Consider the following 18,360-nt stretch of genomic DNA (forward strand, 5'->3'; position numbering starts at 1 on the left):
CGATTATGTCGAAAAGAAATTGTATTTTTACTAATCGCTATGAGAATTGCCATCCTCGATGATGATCCGATGCAAACGGAATTCGTCAATCAGACGCTGTCGATCGACGGTCATACGTGCTACGAATTCAACAGCAGCAGGGCGCTGATGAGGCGTCTCCAACGTGAGACGTTTGACCTGTTGGTGCTTGACTGGAACGTTCCGGACGTGTCCGGAGAGGAGGTGTTGAGATGGGTACGCACGAAGCCGTATGGAGCAAGGCTGCCGATCATCTTCATGACCTGCCGGAGCGAGGAAGACGGAATTGCACATATCCTCAACACCGGCGCGGACGATTACGTTGTCAAGCCTGTGTCGGGCACGATCCTGCGTGCGCGCATCGCCTCGCTGCTGCGCAGAACATATTCGGTCGATGCGGAGAGTGCGACGCGCGAATTCGATCTGTTTCGTTTCGATATGCACGAGCAACAGGCGTATGTCGGTGACAGCCCCGTGTCCCTTACGCAGAAGGAGTTCGATCTCGCATTGCTGTTGTTCCAGTTCTTCGATCGGCCGCTGTCGCGCGCACACATTATCGACATCGTCTGGAAGCAGGTGACCGACGTCTCGTCGAGAACGATCGACACACACATGTCTTCATTGCGAACGAAGCTCGGCCTGCGCCCGGAATGCGGTTATCGGCTTATATCGCTCTATGGATACGGATATCGGCTGGAGCGGACGATTCAAACGAAATCCGAATGACCAGCGCTCCGAGAACAGCACCACACGACTGCTCGTAAAAGACCGGGCGGGGAGCAGCAACTACTCGAATATCACGTGCGAAATTCGAAAAAAGCCGCAGCAACATGAGTTGCTGCGGGTTCAACTTGGAGATAACGCACGCGACGATTCTCGCACTGACACGTCGCGCACCAAAGCGCGTGACTTCGGTGGGTTGATTATCAGGCAGTGCGATCGCGATCTCCAGATCAGACGGCGAGCGTGACAATGTTTGACAGTCCGATGCTCGCGTGCAACGGACCCGTTTGGACGCGAAATTGTCTTTGCTAACATCGGTTCCGCCTTGTCCGGTTATTTCATGGTTCATCGAATCAACTAGTTAATTTGGAGACCTTATCACTATGAAAAAGTCGATTATCGCTCTGGCGGCTGTCGGAGCATTTTCCACTCTCGCGCACGCCCAAAGCTCCGTAACGCTGTACGGCATCATTGACGAGGGTCTGAGCTATACGAACAACGTCGCGGTGGTTGGCGCGAATGGCGTCGTGTCGCGCGGCAACGTGTTTGCCTTGCAGAGCGGTGTGCTGCAGGGCAGCCGATGGGGGCTCAAGGGTACCGAAGATCTCGGCGGCGGCATGAAGGCCGTTTTCCAGTTGGAGAACGGGTTCAATGCCAGCAGCGGCGCCCTGGGTCAAGGCGGCCGCATGTTTGGCCGTCAGGCGTACGTCGGTCTGTCGTCATCGAACGCCGGCACGGTTACTTTGGGTCGCCAGTACGATTCGGTCGTCGATTACCTCGGACCGATGACCGCCAACGGCAATTGGGGTGGCGCGTTCTTCTCGCATCCGTTCGACAACGACAATACGGACAACTCGTTCCGCATCAACAACTCGGTCAAGTACACGAGTGCGAATTACGGCGGTTTCCAGTTCGGCGGCTTGTACGGGTTCAGCAATTCGACCCAGTTCTCGAACAATCGCGCCTGGAGCGTCGGTGCACGCTATTCGAACGGACCGTTCACGGTCGCCGCGGCCTATCTTGATCTGAAGAACGGGACGACCGTCAATGCGGCCGGCGCGCAGACCGACGGTATTCCGTTTGCGGGCTTGTTGAGCGGCCTCGCCAGTGCCGCGACCGGGAGGGCCGTCACTGTCGCCTTCGCGAATCAGCGTACGGGCGGAATCGGGGCGAGCTACGCAGTGGGTCCGGCGACCCTGGGCGTGATGGCGAGCGAATCCCTGATGCAGACCCCGACGGCGTATGCCCGATTCCTGAACGTGGAAGGCAATGCGCAGTATTTCGCGACGCCCGCGCTGGCCCTCGGAGCGATGTACGACTACACGCGTCTGACGTTTAGTGCAAACGGTGGCCGGGTAGGTGGGAATTTTCACACGGTCGGCCTGATGACCGACTACTTCCTGTCCAAGCGCACCGATCTGTATGCGCAGGCGGTCTATCAGAAGGGTTCCAGCGGGACGGACGGCCTCGTTGGCGTCGTGGGTGCCGGCGGGTATTCCACGGGAACTTCGCAGGTGGTTACGCGTGTCGGTATCCGACACAAGTTCTGATCGTGATGACGACGCGATGTATTGATCGCGTCTTGCCGTGCATGGCCCTGATGCGCATCTCGTGCATCGGGGCTTTTTCTCGTGCATGACGACAGCAATGTCGGCATGCGGACAATCTCTCGCAGGCTCAAAGCGAGCGGCCTCGTGATTCCGGCAGCGCGAACGTGCCGGCGACGGCGATGAGGCCCGCGGCACACATGTACCACGCCGGCATGATCGAATTTCCGGTGGCATTGATCAGCCACGTGACCATGAATTGAGCGGACCCGCCGAATACCGACACGCTGAGCGCGTAAGCGACCGATAACCCGGTCGCACGTATGCGCTGTGGCAGCATTTCGGGTATGCCGATAATGACCGCCGATCCGCTCATCGAGGAAAGCAGCGTCAGCAAACCCGTGGAGGCCAGCAGCGATCCGAGCGACGGTGCTTCGGTCATCCATAGAAACATCGGTACGGCGAGCAACGAAGCGATCAGGCGCGGCCATAGCATCACGGGTTTGCGTCCCCATCGGTCCGTCATCCATCCGCCCAGCACACTGAATACCAGCGTGAACAGCCCGTTGATGATCGTCGCGCTCATGGCCACGGCGGGCGACAGCTTCAGCGTGGATATCGCGAACGTGGTCATGAAATTGATCACATAGGTTGCGATCGTGCCGCCAAGGATCGCCAGCATGCTGAGTACGATGACGTTTCGGTGCTGCTTGAGCCCCGCCAGCCCGGCTTCGTGCGCAACCTGTGCATCACGCGGCAACGATTCCGGCAGATGCCGGCGCAGAAAAAGGCCGATAGGCAAGAGAAGCAACCCGGCCGCGAACGGCAATCGCCACCCCCATGCCTGTGTCTGTTCCGGCGGCAGGCACAGGATCACCGTCAGCCCGATGACACCGGCAATGAGTACGGCCATGCCTTGGCTCGCGAGTTGCCAGCTGGTATAGAGGCCCCGCCGCGCCGACGGGGCGATCTCGATCAGATAGGCCGTGGACGGACCGACCTCGCCGCCGAGGGCGAGGCCCTGCACGAGTCGGCACGCAACCACGATGACCGGAGCGGCCATGCCGATGGACGAGTAGGCCGGCGTGAGTGCGAGACCCAGGGTGCCGATGGATATCAGTCCGATCGTGAGCAGCATGGCCGGCTTGCGTCCGGCACGGTCTGCAAACGCGCCGATGAGAATCCCGCCCAATGGGCGGGCAAGAAAGCCGACGCCGAATACCGCGACCGACAGCAACAGGCTTGCCGACGGCGTCGATGCCGGGAAAAAAGCCTTGCCGATATAAATCGCGAAGAACGCGTAGGTGACGAAGTCGTAGAACTCCATTGCGTTGCCGGCGACCGTGGCTACGACGAGCTTCTTGCTGACTCGACCAGTGAGCAGCGGTGACGATATGGAATGGGTCATGGGTGAATGTTTCGAAATGGATAAGGCTTGCGCGGTATGCAGCGACCGCATGTGTGCGGAGCACGGGGGGAACCGGCTATTTCGAAGTGGGGGGCAGGCGCGGGGGGCGGCTGTCTTTACGCTTGTTGTCCATCGTATTGTTGTAATGCTGCCCGGGTTACGTGATCGCAGCGACGCACGACGGAGTGCCGCATATCGACGCGGCTCCGCATTCCAGACGCGTTCGAGCGGTGGCACCCGCGAACGATATGCCCGACAGCGGCAACTCGGTCTTGCGTCCCAGGCCTTTTGCCCGGTTGCAACCAAACACCTCGACGCCTTCCATTTGCATGGACGCCTGCATGCAGATCGGGCACTCGTACAAGGGCGCGCAACCGGCCGCAGCATTCGCGTTGCCCGGCATCGCAGCTTCGCCGCTTGTGTTACGGGTGGTTTTAAGCATTCGCTGCAGTGTTCGCTGATGAATCTTGAACCGCCGCGCGACGGCGGCTTCCGACTGATGCGTCAACAGTCCCCGTGCCTGCTCGAGTTTTTCTGCATCAAGTATTGCCCGTCGCCCCGGCCTTTTGCCGCGCATGCGCGCAGCGGCGAGACCCGCCCGCGTTCGCTCGCTGATCAATGATCGCTCGAACTCGGCGAGTGCGGCGATCAGGTGAAACGTGAATCGGCCAGCCGACGATTGCGTATCGATCGCTTCGGTCAGCGAGACGACGCGCACACCCGCCTGGTTCAATTCGCCGATGATTGAAACGAGGTGGCTGAGCGAACGTCCGAGACGATCCAGCTTCCAGACCGTGAGCGTATCGCCGGGTCGCAGTGCCGCCAATGCGTGCTGCAGCCCCGGGCGGTCGGTTCGGGCGCCGGAAATGCCGCGGTCGGAGAAAATCCGGTCGCAACCCGACTGCTGAAGCGCGTTCAATTGCAGGTCGAGATGCTGTTCGTCCGTCGAGACCCGGGCGTAACCTACTTTCATTCGACATCCTGAGTATTATCCATTCGATACCGAGCGCGATCATGAACGAACGGTGCCCCGCCGGCGCGGATGGCACTTCCGCTTGATGCGGTCCCCATCAGGATCCGGTACCGACCGCGAATGCCCGTTTCACGTACGTCGGGAAACGGACAGGGCCTGTATCTGCGGTGGTCTTCAACCGTCATCGCAAGGCCCGGGGCGTACTCGAGATCAGCCCCCAGGAATGATTCGTCGTGGTCTCCGTGTATTTCCCGAGGGTGGAACAAGCTTACGGTGAGGCAAACTTGACGTCCAATGCATTGTTTTGCGAAATATGATGAGTTTGAGTTATGGACGATCCGTCATGACGCTCACCCAATTGAGGCATGTGATCCTGCTGGCCGAACTGAACTCGTTCAGCCGTGCGGCCGATGCCGCTTTCTTGACCCAGCCCGCGCTGAGCCGCAGCATTCGCGCACTTGAAGAGGAGCTGGGCGGCGCATTGTTCGATCGCATCGGTCATCGCATCGAGGCGACGCCGCTCGGGCAACATGTCCTCGAGCAGGCCCGGGTGATTTGCGCCAATGTTGACGCGCTGACCGACTCCGCGGCCCAGATGGTCGAGGGATCGCTGGGCCGTCTGTCGATCGGAATGGGACCTGGCCCGGGCGCGATCCTGATGACGCCGCTGCTGCTATACGTTGCGAAACACCAGCCGAACCTGAAGCTGCAGATCATGCGAACGGAGCCGGAGCAACTGCTGAAGGCCTTGCGCGAACGTTCGCTCGACATTCTGATAGCGGATTCGCGCGCGATTCCGGCGGATCACGATCTCGCCGTCGAACCCATCGGCATCATGAGAGGGGCGATCATGTGTCGTCACGGCCATCCGATCCTGAAGGGCAACCTGCCGGCCACGTTGACCGACCTCAAGCGCTACCAGATCGCGAGCACGATCGTGCCCGAAGCGACGCGGCGTGCATTGATGGAGCGATTCGGGCCGGACGGCCACCCGGACCGTCTGTTCAACCTGCAATGCGGGGAACTGGGCAGTCTGCTCGAACTGGCTCGCCTGAGCGATACCATCGTCATTGGCGTGCGTCACGCGGCGCCGCGTCTGGCAGAAATTCCGACTCAGCCGGCGTTGAACATCGACGCGCATTTTTCGTGGGTCTCGCTGAAGGGGCGCACGTTGCCCATGGCGTCCAAGGTCATTCGTCCATTCATAGACGAACGGCTGCGCGACCCTGACTGACCGGCTCGCCGTGAGATGTTCCGGATGCAGTGCCGGAAATCGTCCGATCGAGATTGCCGGCGCGGCCATCGTCGCTGTCACGGTCCGAGGCCGATTCCCGGGTTCGTTCGTCGGTGCTTTCATTTTTCGAGCACTTTCTGCTTCCTCGTGAGTATCGTTGTGCGCCTTTGCATTGCGTGCGGTGCCTGGCACCCCGCACCGAGAATCGGTCATTCGCCTCGAAGAGTCACTAGACGAGATGGATAACGGAACGTGAATCATTTATCCCCGCGCGATAGCCGGCGCGTTGCCGTTTCAGCCCGGGGGCGCGACGGACTTCCTGTCGGACCGTATCGATGGTTCGTACGTCCATCCCGGTTCAAGGTCGTATTCGCCGCACCATTTCGCGATGACGAGCGGCGCAACGGCGTTTCCGAGAACGTTCAGCGTTGTGCGGCCCACGTCGATCAATCGATCGACCCTGCCGATCAACGCGAGTCCCTCGACGGGCAACCGCGCGCTGGAATGCGTCGCGTAGAGAATCGCAAGGATGAATACGGGCACGGCCGCACCACCTTTCGTAGTGGTCGCCATCGTTATCGTCAGAGCCAGCTGTTCCGACAGGCCGAGGTGGATCGAAGGGCCTTCGAGGTTGAACGAGTAGCCGGTCGGATTCACGAATGTCGCGATGCGAGCCGGGACGCCGTGTCCTGCGTCTTTTCATCAACTGCGGCAACATGGTCGCCGAACTGCAGGTTGAAAACGCGACGGGCAGTTCGCCGCGGATGATGCGCAGGATGGTCGTCAGACGAAACCCGAACAGTCGTGCCGTGATGCCGAATATGAAGACGGCAAACATCGCCATCGCAACGCAGGCGACCGCGACAAGCCTGACCGGCGGAAGCAGCGGACCGAATCCGAACGGGCTTTCTCATCGAGATCCGGATCACCGCAGCTCCGTCTTTGCGTCAGCGCGTGTTCCACTCCGCGGGACAACAGGCGCTCCCTCAGCGACACGATCTTCTCCTCAACCGCCCAGTCAATTTCTCGTTATCGCCGGGTTCGCCGACGGCTCGGCACGCGTCGCGCGTACCCGAAACACACCCCGGTTCGGGCTTCATGCGGTGGATCGCGCTCCTGGCGCGGAAGTCACGATGCCTCCAGTTTCAATCCCGCCTCCCGCCCGGCCGTCGATAGTCGACACTGAAAAAAGAACCACCGGACCAGGGGAGGATTCGGTGGTTCACTGGCACATCCGACACGAACAAGCAACGATCGGGGGGAGATCATTGCATGTACAAGCATACGTCCCAAATCAGCGGCCGACTGTCATGAATTGTCACGTTCGAATTCCGTGATCGATCGCTATGGTCAAGGCCCAGGAGACTGCTATAGTCAACTGGATACTGAAACTACTTCGGTGTGCTACAGCATACTTGGACAGCGTCGAGTGCCGATATTTTTCGCATCGCTGCGTCCATCCATGTTACGGAAGCAGTCGAAGCTGCTTTACTTTCAACTTGGAGCGGTCAGGCGACTTTTCCTTATCCCATTTGCCGGACAGTTCGACCATACGCTCCGGCGCGACCGAGTGTCCTTCAGGCCACAGCTTGCGTTTGATCTTCACAACGAGCTCGCCCGTTCCATCCGTGAACAGATACTTGTCGTCGCCGAGTGATTTCGTAACGTGACCGCGCAGCGACGCGGCTTGATCGTCAATCGCCGAGGCGAGAAACTGTTTGACCGTGACGGGCTCGGAGGGCGCGGTGGCGGTCCCACCATCAGCCGCGAACACGTTGATGCAAACCGAGGCCAGCGCGATTGCGGCAATCAGCTTCTTCATTGTTTTTCTCCATGGATCGAATGTGAAAGGTTTCAGGAGGCACGGCTTGAATCGTCTCACTTCTTATATTAAGCATAGCTTAAGAAAGGAATCGGGGTTGGCCGGGGAGCAGGGAAGATGAAGCCCCAGATCTTGAGGGACGTTTGTGTATCAACAGAACGGGCATTGATCGGGTCGTTCATTGCGCGCGAGATTCATCATGTCCGAGCCGGTATTGCCGCGGAAATGCGTGGTACTTCAGGGCTGCCCCGGATCGGGGGATGTCCTGTCGAGCCTTCATTTTTCAGTCTTCCTGCCTCCCTGAAAAAACTGCCGAGCGCGAAACCCAAAATATTCAGACAAATTGCCGATTGCATGAATTGTCGGGCTCGACTGTGCGTTCTCCATCAATAGCGAAACGGCGCGGTGGATAAGATTCGGTTTGCGGATCGGTTCAGAGGCGGAAATATGAGTATGAGTAATAGACGCAGTGATGTGAGGTATTGTCCGAACCCTGCATGTCACCACGTGCTGGACGCGCGAACGATGGACCCGTGTCCCGGATGTCGCCGCGCCGACCCGATCGGGAATGTGGCCAGGCGCCGACGCAATTTTCTGATCGCTATCAATACGACGTGCATCGTGGTGCTGGCTGTTCTCGTTTCGTTTTTCTTGTTCGCCGATGTGATTTAGTGCTCTGGCGTGCAGCACCGTAGACCCGTCGCATTGCGCGAGCCATACTGATTGCAGTACCGAGCGGCCGCAGGTCGTCCTGCAAGGTGTGTTGATCGATGCCGTTCGTTGAGGCGATGCTGGAATTCCGCAGGCGGGGAACGGAGCTCATCAAATGGCGATGCATCCGCAGGATCCGATTGCCGTGGAACAGGTGAAGATCGTTTACGGCACCGTGACGTTGAGCGTGTCCGGCGGCACGCTCCTGGCTGCTACGCTCGCGATTTCGCTGAATCGATTGGGGCACCTCGATCCATTTGCCGGTCCCGCGTGGGTTGCGTACATTGCGGCCTGTTCCATCGTCCATGCCATTCTGGCCTGGCGCTATCTGCGCTCGGCGACGAAAGTGCGTCTTGGATCGCGCTGGGCGGCGGCCTTCATTGCATGCAGCGCGGCGGCTGGCATCGGCTGGGGCTGGTCGTCTATCCGGCTCGCATACGGGGGCGGTTTCGAGGTCGAGAGTCTTGCAGTGACCGCCACGCTCGGCGTGGTCGCAGGCGCGGTCCCCGTCTTCGGCACCTACTTCCCCGCGTTCCTTGCATTCCTGTTGCCGGCCACGGTTCCGTATGTTCTGGTTGCTGCGTTCTCGGCCAACCGGGTCCAGCAGGCGACCGCTCCCATGATGTTCCTGTTCATCTGCGTCATCGCCTATCTCGGATTGCTCGCCAACCGGAGCGCGACACAAAACATCCGCTTGCGCTTCCAGGCCGAACAGCTCGCCACCGATTTGCGTGCACGCAACGAAACCGCGAAGCAGCTTGCGGTCGACCTGTTGCGACAGAAGCACATTGCTGAAGAAGCGAACCTGGCCAAATCGCGCTTTCTCGCGGCGGCGAGTCATGACCTGCGCCAACCGTCTCACGCGCTGAGTCTGCTGGTCGGTGCACTGCGCGGCGCGGCGACGTCTTCCGAAAAGGAGCGAATCCTTCTTCGGATCGAGCAGTCGACAGACACGCTGAACATGCTTTTCGGTGCCCTGCTCGACGTCTCCCGGCTCGACGCCGGAGTAATCGAGGTACACCGGCGGCCGTTCCAGCTCGATGCATTGCTGGCACACGTATGCAACGACCACGTACTCGACGCGTCGGAAAAAAATCTTCGGCTGTCACGCGTACCGTGCCGAGCGATCGTTGATACCGATCCGGTGTTACTCGAACGTGTCATGCGCAATCTCGTGTCGAACGCAATACGTTACACGGATACCGGCCGGGTAGTAGTTGGCTGTCGCCGCCGGGGAACACGCATCGCGATTCAAGTATGGGACACGGGGCGGGGTATTCCACACGATCAGCTTGATCTGATATTTCAGGAGTATTACCAGCTTGACAATCCCGAGCGCGATCGCGGTAAAGGCCTTGGATTGGGCCTCGCGATAGTACGCCGCATGGTTGACCTGATGGAATGCGGTCTGACCGTCCGCTCGGAGCCCGGTCGCGGGTCATGCTTCGAAGTGTGCCTGGACCGCTCCGACGAGACACCCCGGCAATTGAGCACGTCCCCGGAGATCACTCGCGCTTTCATTCAGACCGGAGGGTTCGTCGTTATCGTGGATGACGAGCCCGCGATTCGGGAGGGGATGTCAAGACTGCTTGGCATGTGGGGTTACGAGACGATTGTCGCGGACTCCGACGAAGATGCGGTCGAGCAACTATCCGCGTGTTCCAGGCTCCCGGATCTGATCATTTGTGACTTCCGACTCCGCGGCACCAACGGCCTCAAAGTCATCGAGAGACTACGCAACGAATACAACGTGGAAATTCCCGCAATGCTCATCAGTGGCGACACGGGAGCCGAACGGCTCGCAGAGGCGCATGCCAGCGGTTGCTTGCTACTCCACAAACCGATCCCGAATGGCAAGCTGCGTGCCGCGATTGGCAATCTTGTCGCGGCCGGCGCGCGTGCGCGGGCCGGGAGCGATGAAGGCTAGCCGGAACGCTTGTCCGGGTGCGGCGGATTTTTCCTGGGCATCATGCGACCGACCCGCAGATCGGTCGCGCATGCAGGCCTGCGCTTGCCTGCACGCGCAGGCAGATGGCACCCAACGCAGCGCGGCTGACGACGAACGTCGTGGCAATACGCGATGAATCTGGCGCCGCATTCGACACACCGAACGGTATCCAGTACGGCGCCGTCGACAAATCGCACCAGCATCCATGCGCGCGTCACGGTCAGCACGGGCCCCGACCGGACCATCTCGCAGCAAGCCGTGTACTCGTCGTACGCCTTGGCGAGTGCATCGAGCCGGCGGCAACCCGCCTCTTTCCGTAGAAACCGGTAAATGCCGAAGAACAGCGATGCGTGGAGATTCGCCATCCAGGTCATGTACCAGTCAGTGGAGAAGGGCAGCATTCCCTTCGTCGCGAAGGTGCCCGTTACCTCGCGATAAAGGCGGGCCAGCCGATCATGTGCAAGCGCAACCTCGCTCTGCAGCATCGGGAGGCGCGCGCCGAGCCGGATCAGAACAACCGCATCCATCACCAGCTTCGCGTCATCGGCCAGTTTCGGTCGCTCGACGTTGCGGTTCATACGGCCTCCCCGGCGTCCGGCCTGCTGGTCGCCAGCGTCATGGCGACATGCAGGCGCCCGATATCGACGGGTGGCGTCGGCCGCATCAAGGCTCGCACGACATCATGCGTCCCCGGACGAGGTATGCAAAGCAACTGTCCTGACGACGCAAGGTCGATCATGTGCTTCATTGACAGCGAGCTCAGCGCGGCGGCCATATCGGCCGTCAGGCCGAGACGAAACATGCCCTTCGCGCGATCTTCCTGCAGCAAGCGTTGCGCGAGCCACAGATACGACATATTCAATTCCCATACTGCGTCGCCGGTATTGGTAATGTTCATGGCTTACTCCAATTGCATCGAAGATACAATCAAATCAATGCCGTTCGGGTTGGTGAGCCTGAAATCGTCATCGCGTCGTCCATTGACGATGAGTACCCGAATTGACTCCCATGCAGTCGACTCGCATTAGGCACTAACGAGATTCAGTCTTGGCAATTTTCGAGAAAATGTAAACGCGACGTTGGGCCAGCGAGGCGAGAAATTAAAATAAGACTGAAGCATTACGACCTTTGACTATCCTATTGATATAGGAAGCCTGAATAGGGCGAAGGTCTTAAGACCTTTCCTTACATCGATTACTCGTCTGGTCGATTGCAATGAAGATACTCATCGTCGACGACCATCCGGTCCTTCGGGACGGTGTAGCGGCCCTGCTTTGCCAGAGCGAGGAAGGCCTGACTGTCGAACAGGTCGGCAATGCAGACGAAGCCATGCAAATTCTTTGTCAGGATACCGAGGTAGATGCCGTTGTGCTCGACCTGAAGATGCCCGGGATGAATGGCCTCGAAGCCATTTCCACGATTGCGGGCATTCGTCCGGAAGTACAGATCATCGTTCTGTCGACGTCCGAAGATCCCGGCGATGTACGCGCTGCATTTGGGCGCGGCGCACTCGGCTATGTGCCGAAATCGGCCGGCCCGCATACCGTCCTTTCCGCGATCAAGATGGTGCTGAACGGCGAGCACTACGTGCCGCCGCTGGTGCTCGACCAACAAGTCTCACCGAGTGTCGACGATTTCCCGCGTCCGGCACCGTCTTCCCCCAGCGGACCACTCACGCAGCGACAGATCGAAGTACTCCGCTATCTCGCCGATGGCGTCCCCAACAAAGTCATCGCAGACAAGCTGGATCTGTCGGAGAAGACCGTCAAGGCCCACGTGACAGCCATCTTCAGAGCCCTGAACGTGCTGAATCGCACCCAGGCGGCCGCCGCCGCGAGAAAGGCCGGTCTCCTGTGAGGTCCGGGTCGATGCGGGGTCGGCTCATCACTGGCGTGCAGGCTCATGACGAATCCTGGGCCGAAGGAAGAGTCCTCACGCTGAACCGTCTGGATTTCCCCGCGCTTGCCGACTGAATCCCGGAATTCGAAACCTGGTTCCGGAAATATCCCCGTCGTTGTCGACGCCCGCAGCCGTCCGCGACCAGTGCATCCATCGAGTCGCCTTGCGGCGCAGGCGCGCGTCCACGGGATCGGCAATCCGCATGTTGGCGGCGTCGGACATCAACTTTTCTCGCTTCGGCTTCACGCGAGTCACCCGGTTCCAGTTTTTGGTCCTCCACACCGGGGGAGTCCTCAAACGTCTATTGGCTCGGTATCATGCCGGCACTTCGCGGCGGAGCGCCCGGGAGCAGAAGTTACTGCAATCAGAGCCGGAACAGAGGGGGACGATATGGGGATGACAGTCGACGAGGCGTCTCGCGTCGGTGGAATGAAGGAGGCGCGACTGATCGCCGGCAAGGGCGGCCAGACGAATGTCGTGCATCATGTGAATGTACTCGAGACAGTCACCGAGCATGAGGAAGACTGGGATATTCGCCATCATCTGTTTCTGACGACATTGAGCTTTACGGGAAGCGACACGAATCGGCAGGTCGCACTGATCAGACAATTGAGCCGCGGCGGTTGCGCGGCTCTCGTGTTTCAGGCCGGACTGATCGATCCGTTGCAGCCGGCCGTATTGCAGATGGCGGACGAGCTCTCGCTGCCGCTTTTTGAGCTCCCGCTCAGCGTCGATTACGCGGAAATCCTGACGCCGCTCATCTGCGCCGTTCAGCGCGAGGACGGCTACGTCGCGCGCGAAGCCGGCATGATTCAGCAGCAGCTGCTGACGGAAATGTTGAACGGCGGCGGATTGAATACGCTCGTGTCGTTGCTCGCGCGCGTGCTGCGACGGTCGGTCGTCGTGCTGGACGATCGCGGTGTGCTTTATGCGGCATCGGACGAATGGGGGGCCGCCGACATCGCCGCCAATCTGCCGGCGTCCATCGTGCCGACCCGGACCGTGGTCAGGAGCGCCGCCTGGATGGTCGCCCTCGGCCGCCGGCCCGATACGCCGGTCGACGGCTACCTGATCGTGAACGTGCCCGACGGGCTGGAACCCAGCCCGCTGGAAGTCGCGACGATGGAGCAGGCGGCGGCACTTCTGACGCTGGAACTGACGAAACAGCGCGTGGCCGACGAGGCCTACGCCGAGCCGTTCAGGGATTGGCTCGCGCAGCTTGCCGCAGGCGACGTCGACCGGGCGAATGCGCTGGCGCTGGCGAAGTCGCTCGATCTGTCGTTGCTGAGCGTGGCGGTTCTGTTCGAGCCCGCGCGGCCGTCATGCGATGCGTCGACGCCGCTCGAGGCAAGAAGCCGGGCGATCTGGCGGGCGATCTATGCAATCGAATCGAAGCCGCTCGTGTTCGAGTGGGACGGACGCTTGCTCTGGTTGCCGTCGATTCCGCGCGGTGCGTCGTCCGACGGCACGCGGCAGGCGATCGACATGCGGCTTCGCCGGATCTGGGAGCGCCTCGCGGACACCGGGCGAGAGGCCTGGCGGATCGCATGTGGCGCGCCGGTCGACTCCGCGCTGGACCTGTATCGAAGCGTGCTGGACGCCCAGGCAGTGTTGGCGCTCGACGCCGCCGCGCTGGTCGACGGTCCGGTCGCGTACGACGATGTCGCGCTCGACGTGTTGTTCCGCCAGATCGCATCGCAGCCGGCCGCGCGACGCTGGGTCGACAGCATGGTCGGTGCGCTCGCATGTCACGACCGGGCGCAGGAAAGCGAGCTCGTGCGTACGCTGGAGGCATTCTTCGACGCAGGCCAGTCGCATAAGCTGGCGGCCCATCGCCTCGGCATTCACCCCAAGACGCTCAAATACCGGCTGGACAAGATCGAGCAGATCGTCGGCTGCGTGCCCCTGCGGGACGCCGCCCAGTTCGGGCTGCACTTCGCGCTGAAGTTGTCGCGTAGCGCCGGCTGACGCGGTTTCGCCCCGTACGGCTGCCCTGTTATCCCGCCGGGATAAACGCCCCGTTTCCCGTTGCGTATCTTGTCTAGTGACCGTCCGAATTTGGCGCCCGATTCTCGGTACCACGCTGCCGGATGCGAGTTGCATCCGGCGGGGCGATCCAACCCGAGAACCGAAGGGGCACTCAAGACATGGAACGACGGACAAACGACCCGGGCAGTCGACCGGGCGCCGCGGCAGGGGGCATGCATGCGGCAGCTTAACGAAGACGCGGTGAGAAACATCGCATTGGGGGCGGCAGTCCTGGGCACGGGCGGCGGGGGCGACACGGCGATCGGGCTTTATATCGCGCTGGACGAAATTCGCCGCAGCGGCCCGATCGAACTGCTGGACGTGAACGAGGTGCCGGCCGGCGCGCTGATCCTGCCGACGTCGATGATGGGCGCGCCCGCGGTCTCGATCGAAAAATTGCCGTCCGGGCGGGAGCTGGACATCGTGTTCGACGATATGCAGGCCGCGCTCGGCAAGCGGGCATTCGCGACGATGCCGGTCGAGATCGGCGGCGGAAATTCGCTGGTGCCGCTCATCCTGGCCGCGCGACGCCGGCTGCCGGTCGTCGACGCGGATGCGATGGGACGCGCGTTTCCGGAATATCAGATGGTGTCGTTTCATCTGCATGGCCTGGCGGCCCGCATCGCCACGTTTGCCGACGAGCGCGGCAATCGCGCGACCGTGCATCCGATCGATGGTGAATGGGGGGAACGCCTCTGCCGTCCGCTGGTGGACGCAATGGGTGCGAACGCAACGGCTTGCGATTTCCCGCTGACCGGCGAGGAAGTACGCCGGTGCGCGATACCGGGCTCGATCACGCTGGCCGAGGATATCGGCCGGCTGATTTCGCGCGCCGGTGATCGTCAGACCGGCAACGTTGTGACCGATCTGGCCGACGCGCTGAACGGCTACCTGCTGATCGAAGGAAAGATCGCCGACCTGAAGCGTCGCACGACGGGAGGATTCACGCGCGGCTCGATGGTGATCGCAGGCATCGAGCACGACACCGGGCGCAGCGTGACCGTGAATTTCCAGAACGAGTTTCTGGTTGCGCGGGATGCGCAAGGCGTTCTGGCGACCACGCCTGACCTGATCACGCTTGTCGATCATGAAACCGGGCATGCCATTCCGACCGAAACGCTGACCTACGGCATGCGTGTCGCGCTGCTCGCATGCCCGTGCCATGACCAGTGGCGCACGGAGCAGGGTATCCGGACGACCGGCCCCCGGTATTTCGGCTACGAGGTGGACTACGAGCCGGTCGAATCGATCGCAAGGAGGCGCGCATGACCGTCTATCGAATCGGAATCGACGTTGGCGGCACGAATACGGACGCCGCGATCCTGAATGAAAACCTGACCTGCATCGCGACGGCGAAGGTGCCGACGACCGTCGACGTGTTCGGCGGCGTGCGCACCGCCATCGAGCAGTTGCTGTCGGATACCGGCATTGCGCGCGACGAGATCGGACTGGCGATGCTCGGCACCACGCATTGCACCAATGCGATCGTCGAACGCAAACGGCTGCGGCGCGTCGGTCTGCTGCGGCTGGCGGGGCCGTCATCCGCGTCCGTGCCGCCACTGGCCAACTGGCCGTGCGATCTCGCGGCGGCGGTCGGTTTGCAATGGCGCATCGTGGGCGGCGGTTACGAATACGACGGCCGTCTCCTCAGCAAGCTCGTCGAGAGCGAGATCCGGAACACCGTTCGCCAATGGCGCGGCAACATCGACGCGATTGCCGTGTGCGGCGTGTTTTCCAACATCAATCCCGAACAGGAGTGCCTGGTCGAGCAGTGGGTGCGGGATGAACTCGGCGCGATTCCCGTCACGCTTTCGCACCGGATCGGATCGGTGGGCTTTCTGCCTCGCGAGAACGCATCGATCCTGAATGCGGCGCTGGGCGACGTGATCGAGGACGTGATCGCCGGTTTCGGCAACGCGCTCAAGGCGACGCGGCTCGACCATGCGCGCGCGATGATCGGACAGAATGACGGTACGCTGATGGCGGCCGATGTCGCGCGCGCGTTTCCGGTGCTCACGATCGGGTGCGGGCCGACCAATTCGCTGAAGGGCGCGGCGTTTCTCTCGGGGCGCAAGGACGCGATCGTCATCGACGTCGGCGGCACTACCGCGGACATCGGGATGTTGATGAAGGGATTCCCGCGCCAGTCCGCGCTTGCCGTCGACATCGGCGGCGTGCGGACGAACTTCAGGATGCCGGACATCATTTCGCTCGGCATCGGCGGCGGCACGGTGATCGCGCGCGGTCCGGACGGTGTTCCGGTGATCGGCCCGCAAAGCGTTGGCTATCGACTGACCAGCGAAGCGATGGTGTTCGGCGGATCGACGCTGACGCTGACCGACGTCGCGTCCGTTCTCGGCACGGGACTTTGCATCGGCGATCGTGTGCCGGACGTGTCGGCCGGCTTCTGTCGGACCGCATTCAATACGGTGCTGCGGCAACTGGCGGGCGGTGTCGAGCGAATCAGGACCAGCGGTGTACCGTTGCCGGTCATTCTGGTCGGCGGCGGAAGCGCGTTGTTTCCCGATCGCATCGACGGTGCCGACGAAGTCATCCGGCCGGCCAACTTCGGTGCGGCCAACGCGATCGGCGTGGCGATCGGCGACGTCAGCGGCGAGGTCGATCGCATCGTGACGATGCGCGACGACATTCGCGACGAAACGCTGGCGTCGTTGCGCGACGAAGCGATCCGGGCCGCCGTTCACGCGGGCGCCGATCCGGCGACGGTGGAGATCCTCGAGCAGGAGGACGTGCCGCTTTCCTATCTTCCCGGCAATGCGACGCGAATCCGGTTCAAGGTGGCCGGTCGCCTTATGTCGCCGACGCATCCTTCACATCGTCAATAGGTGCATGACAGCCATGCTTACTCAATCCAATCTGAAGGCGATTCTCGCGGCGGTTTCGTGCGCGATCACGGCGGCGGTCTGTTGCACGGCGACGCATGCCGACGAGGCCAAAGTGCTTCATGTGTATAACTTCTCGGAAAACATTGCGCCGGGCACGGTCGAGAAGTTCGAGAAGGAAACGGGCATCAAGGTGACGTACGACGTTTACGACACCGACGACACGCTGATGACCAAGCTGCTCGCGGGGCGGTCGGACTACGACATCGTCGTGCCGAGCAACAACTACTTCGCGAAGGAAAAGGATGCCGGCCTGTTCGCGCGGCTCGATCCGGCGAAGTTGCCGAACCTGAAGAACCTCGATCCGCAGATCGTCAATCTGATCAGGATCAACGATCCCAAGGGGGAATATGGCGTGCCGTACGTATGGGGCATCACGGGGCTGGCCTACAACCTGACCGAGGTCAGGAAGCGTGCCGGCACGGATGCGCCGCTGAACAGCTGGGACATGATCTTCGACCCGAAGTGGGCCGGCAAGCTGAAGTCGTGCGGGATCTCGCTGCAGGACAACGGCGGCGAGACTTTCCAGGATGCGTTGTTCGGGGCGAAGCTCAATCCCGATACGCAGGATCCGAAGGACTTCAAGGCCGCGCTCGACAAGCTCAAGGCGATTCGCCCGTATGTCACCCAGTTCAGCTCGTCCAGCTATATCGCGGATCTCGCGGGAGGGGACGTATGCGCCGCCGTGGCGTACTCCGGCGACGCACAAACGGCGAAGCTCCAGGCGAAGGCAGCAGGACGAAAATTCGATCTGACCTTCGTCATTCCGAAGGAGGGTGCGCCGCTTTGGGTCGACATGTTCGCCGTTCCCGCAGGCTCGCCGCACAAGGAGAATGCGATGAAGTTCATCGATTTCATGTTGCGCGCGGATGTATCGGCCACGCAAACCAATGAGCTCAAGTATCCGACTTCGGTCAGCGCTGCGCGTCCGCTGATCGATCCGAAGATCATGAACGATCCGGCCATCTTTCCGCCACCCGAGGACATGAAGCGGGTGACGCTCGAGAAGCCGCTGCCGATCTCCCTGATGCGCCAGATCAATCGGGATTACCTCGAGCTGAAAGCCGGGCGATAAGCAGGCGCGACGCCGACATGACGGCGTCGCACGCGATGAATACATCCATATTGATATGCATAACGAAATAA

Annotated in this window: 14 protein-coding genes and 2 pseudogenes; 9 read left to right on the forward strand and 7 right to left on the reverse strand. The window is 61.1% G+C overall.

Annotated elements, in window-relative coordinates; all coding sequences use genetic code 11:
- Positions 1-39 precede the first annotated feature (39 nt).
- Positions 40-744: a response regulator transcription factor gene (locus U4012_RS11785; protein ID WP_321798639.1), complete on the forward strand. Its 705-nt coding sequence runs from the start codon at positions 40-42 to the stop codon at positions 742-744.
- Positions 745-1,124: 380 nt separating this feature from the next.
- Entirely contained in the window at positions 1,125-2,291 is a 1,167-nt protein-coding gene (locus tag U4012_RS11790) for a porin (RefSeq protein WP_321798641.1), read from the forward strand.
- 127 nt (positions 2,292-2,418) lie between these two features.
- On the opposite strand, the gene U4012_RS11795 is transcribed toward U4012_RS11790, so the two are convergent.
- Together U4012_RS11795 and U4012_RS11800 are read right to left on the reverse strand one after the other, a co-directional pair.
- A complete protein-coding gene (locus tag U4012_RS11795; RefSeq protein WP_321798643.1) occupies positions 2,419-3,696 on the reverse strand; it encodes an MFS transporter in 1,278 nt (425 codons plus the stop codon).
- Positions 3,697-4,066: 370 nt separating this feature from the next.
- A pseudogene (locus tag U4012_RS11800) lies at positions 4,067-4,669 on the reverse strand (recombinase family protein); the annotation flags it as partial.
- A gap of 343 nt (positions 4,670-5,012) precedes the next feature.
- Here U4012_RS11800 and U4012_RS11805 point away from each other — a divergent pair.
- Positions 5,013-5,903 (forward strand): LysR family transcriptional regulator, encoded by an 891-nt coding sequence (locus U4012_RS11805; RefSeq protein ID WP_321798647.1) that lies wholly within the window; start codon positions 5,013-5,015, stop codon positions 5,901-5,903.
- Positions 5,904-6,197: 294 nt separating this feature from the next.
- On the opposite strand, the gene U4012_RS11810 is transcribed toward U4012_RS11805, so the two are convergent.
- From U4012_RS11810 to U4012_RS11815, 3 genes and pseudogenes are all read right to left on the reverse strand, one after another.
- Positions 6,198-6,560, reverse strand: a complete 363-nt coding sequence (locus U4012_RS11810) for a cation:dicarboxylate symporter family transporter (RefSeq protein ID WP_321798649.1) — start codon at positions 6,558-6,560, stop codon at positions 6,198-6,200.
- Positions 6,561-6,654: 94 nt separating this feature from the next.
- Positions 6,655-6,747 (reverse strand): annotated as a pseudogene (locus U4012_RS35935) (hypothetical protein); the annotation flags it as partial.
- Positions 6,748-7,368: 621 nt separating this feature from the next.
- A complete protein-coding gene (locus tag U4012_RS11815; RefSeq protein WP_321798651.1) occupies positions 7,369-7,725 on the reverse strand; it encodes a NirD/YgiW/YdeI family stress tolerance protein in 357 nt (118 codons plus the stop codon).
- Between the two features lie 826 nt (positions 7,726-8,551).
- Between U4012_RS11815 and U4012_RS11820 the strand changes: the two genes are divergently transcribed.
- Positions 8,552-10,363 carry a hybrid sensor histidine kinase/response regulator gene (locus U4012_RS11820; RefSeq protein ID WP_321798653.1) on the forward strand — a complete coding sequence of 604 codons (1,812 nt, stop codon included), beginning with the start codon at positions 8,552-8,554 and terminating at the stop codon, positions 10,361-10,363.
- Here the strand turns inward: U4012_RS11820 and U4012_RS11825 are convergent.
- Complete coding sequence (locus tag U4012_RS11825) at positions 10,360-10,962, reverse strand: FlhC family transcriptional regulator (protein ID WP_321798655.1); 603 nt, start codon at positions 10,960-10,962, stop codon at positions 10,360-10,362. The genes U4012_RS11820 and U4012_RS11825 overlap by 4 nt on opposite strands.
- Positions 10,959-11,282, reverse strand: coding sequence for a flagellar transcriptional regulator FlhD (locus U4012_RS11830; protein WP_321798657.1), 324 nt, complete (start codon positions 11,280-11,282; stop codon positions 10,959-10,961). The genes U4012_RS11825 and U4012_RS11830 overlap by 4 nt, the downstream gene beginning before the upstream one ends.
- Before the next feature lie 317 nt (positions 11,283-11,599).
- Between U4012_RS11830 and U4012_RS11835 the strand changes: the two genes are divergently transcribed.
- The 5 genes from U4012_RS11835 (at position 11,600) to U4012_RS11855 (ending at position 18,289) form a co-directional block, all read left to right on the forward strand.
- On the forward strand, positions 11,600-12,241 hold the full coding sequence (locus U4012_RS11835) for a response regulator transcription factor (protein ID WP_321798659.1): 642 nt from the start codon (positions 11,600-11,602) through the stop codon (positions 12,239-12,241).
- Positions 12,242-12,679: 438 nt separating this feature from the next.
- Complete coding sequence (locus U4012_RS11840; protein ID WP_321798661.1) at positions 12,680-14,251, forward strand: PucR family transcriptional regulator; 1,572 nt, start codon at positions 12,680-12,682, stop codon at positions 14,249-14,251.
- A 129-nt stretch (positions 14,252-14,380) separates the two neighbouring features.
- A complete protein-coding gene (locus U4012_RS11845; RefSeq protein ID WP_321798663.1) occupies positions 14,381-15,580 on the forward strand; it encodes a DUF917 domain-containing protein in 1,200 nt (399 codons plus the stop codon).
- The gene (locus U4012_RS11850; RefSeq protein ID WP_321798665.1) at positions 15,577-17,157 is read left to right on the forward strand and encodes a hydantoinase/oxoprolinase family protein; all 1,581 of its coding nucleotides are present in this window, start codon (positions 15,577-15,579) and stop codon (positions 17,155-17,157) included. The genes U4012_RS11845 and U4012_RS11850 overlap by 4 nt, the downstream gene beginning before the upstream one ends.
- The gene (locus tag U4012_RS11855) at positions 17,087-18,289 is read left to right on the forward strand and encodes an extracellular solute-binding protein (protein ID WP_321798667.1); all 1,203 of its coding nucleotides are present in this window, start codon (positions 17,087-17,089) and stop codon (positions 18,287-18,289) included. Before U4012_RS11850 ends, U4012_RS11855 begins: the two co-directional genes overlap by 71 nt.
- The last annotated feature ends 71 nt before the right edge of the window (positions 18,290-18,360 follow it).

Source organism: Burkholderia sp. BCC1988 (assembly GCF_905339895.1).
Lineage (GTDB): Bacteria > Pseudomonadota > Gammaproteobacteria > Burkholderiales > Burkholderiaceae > Burkholderia.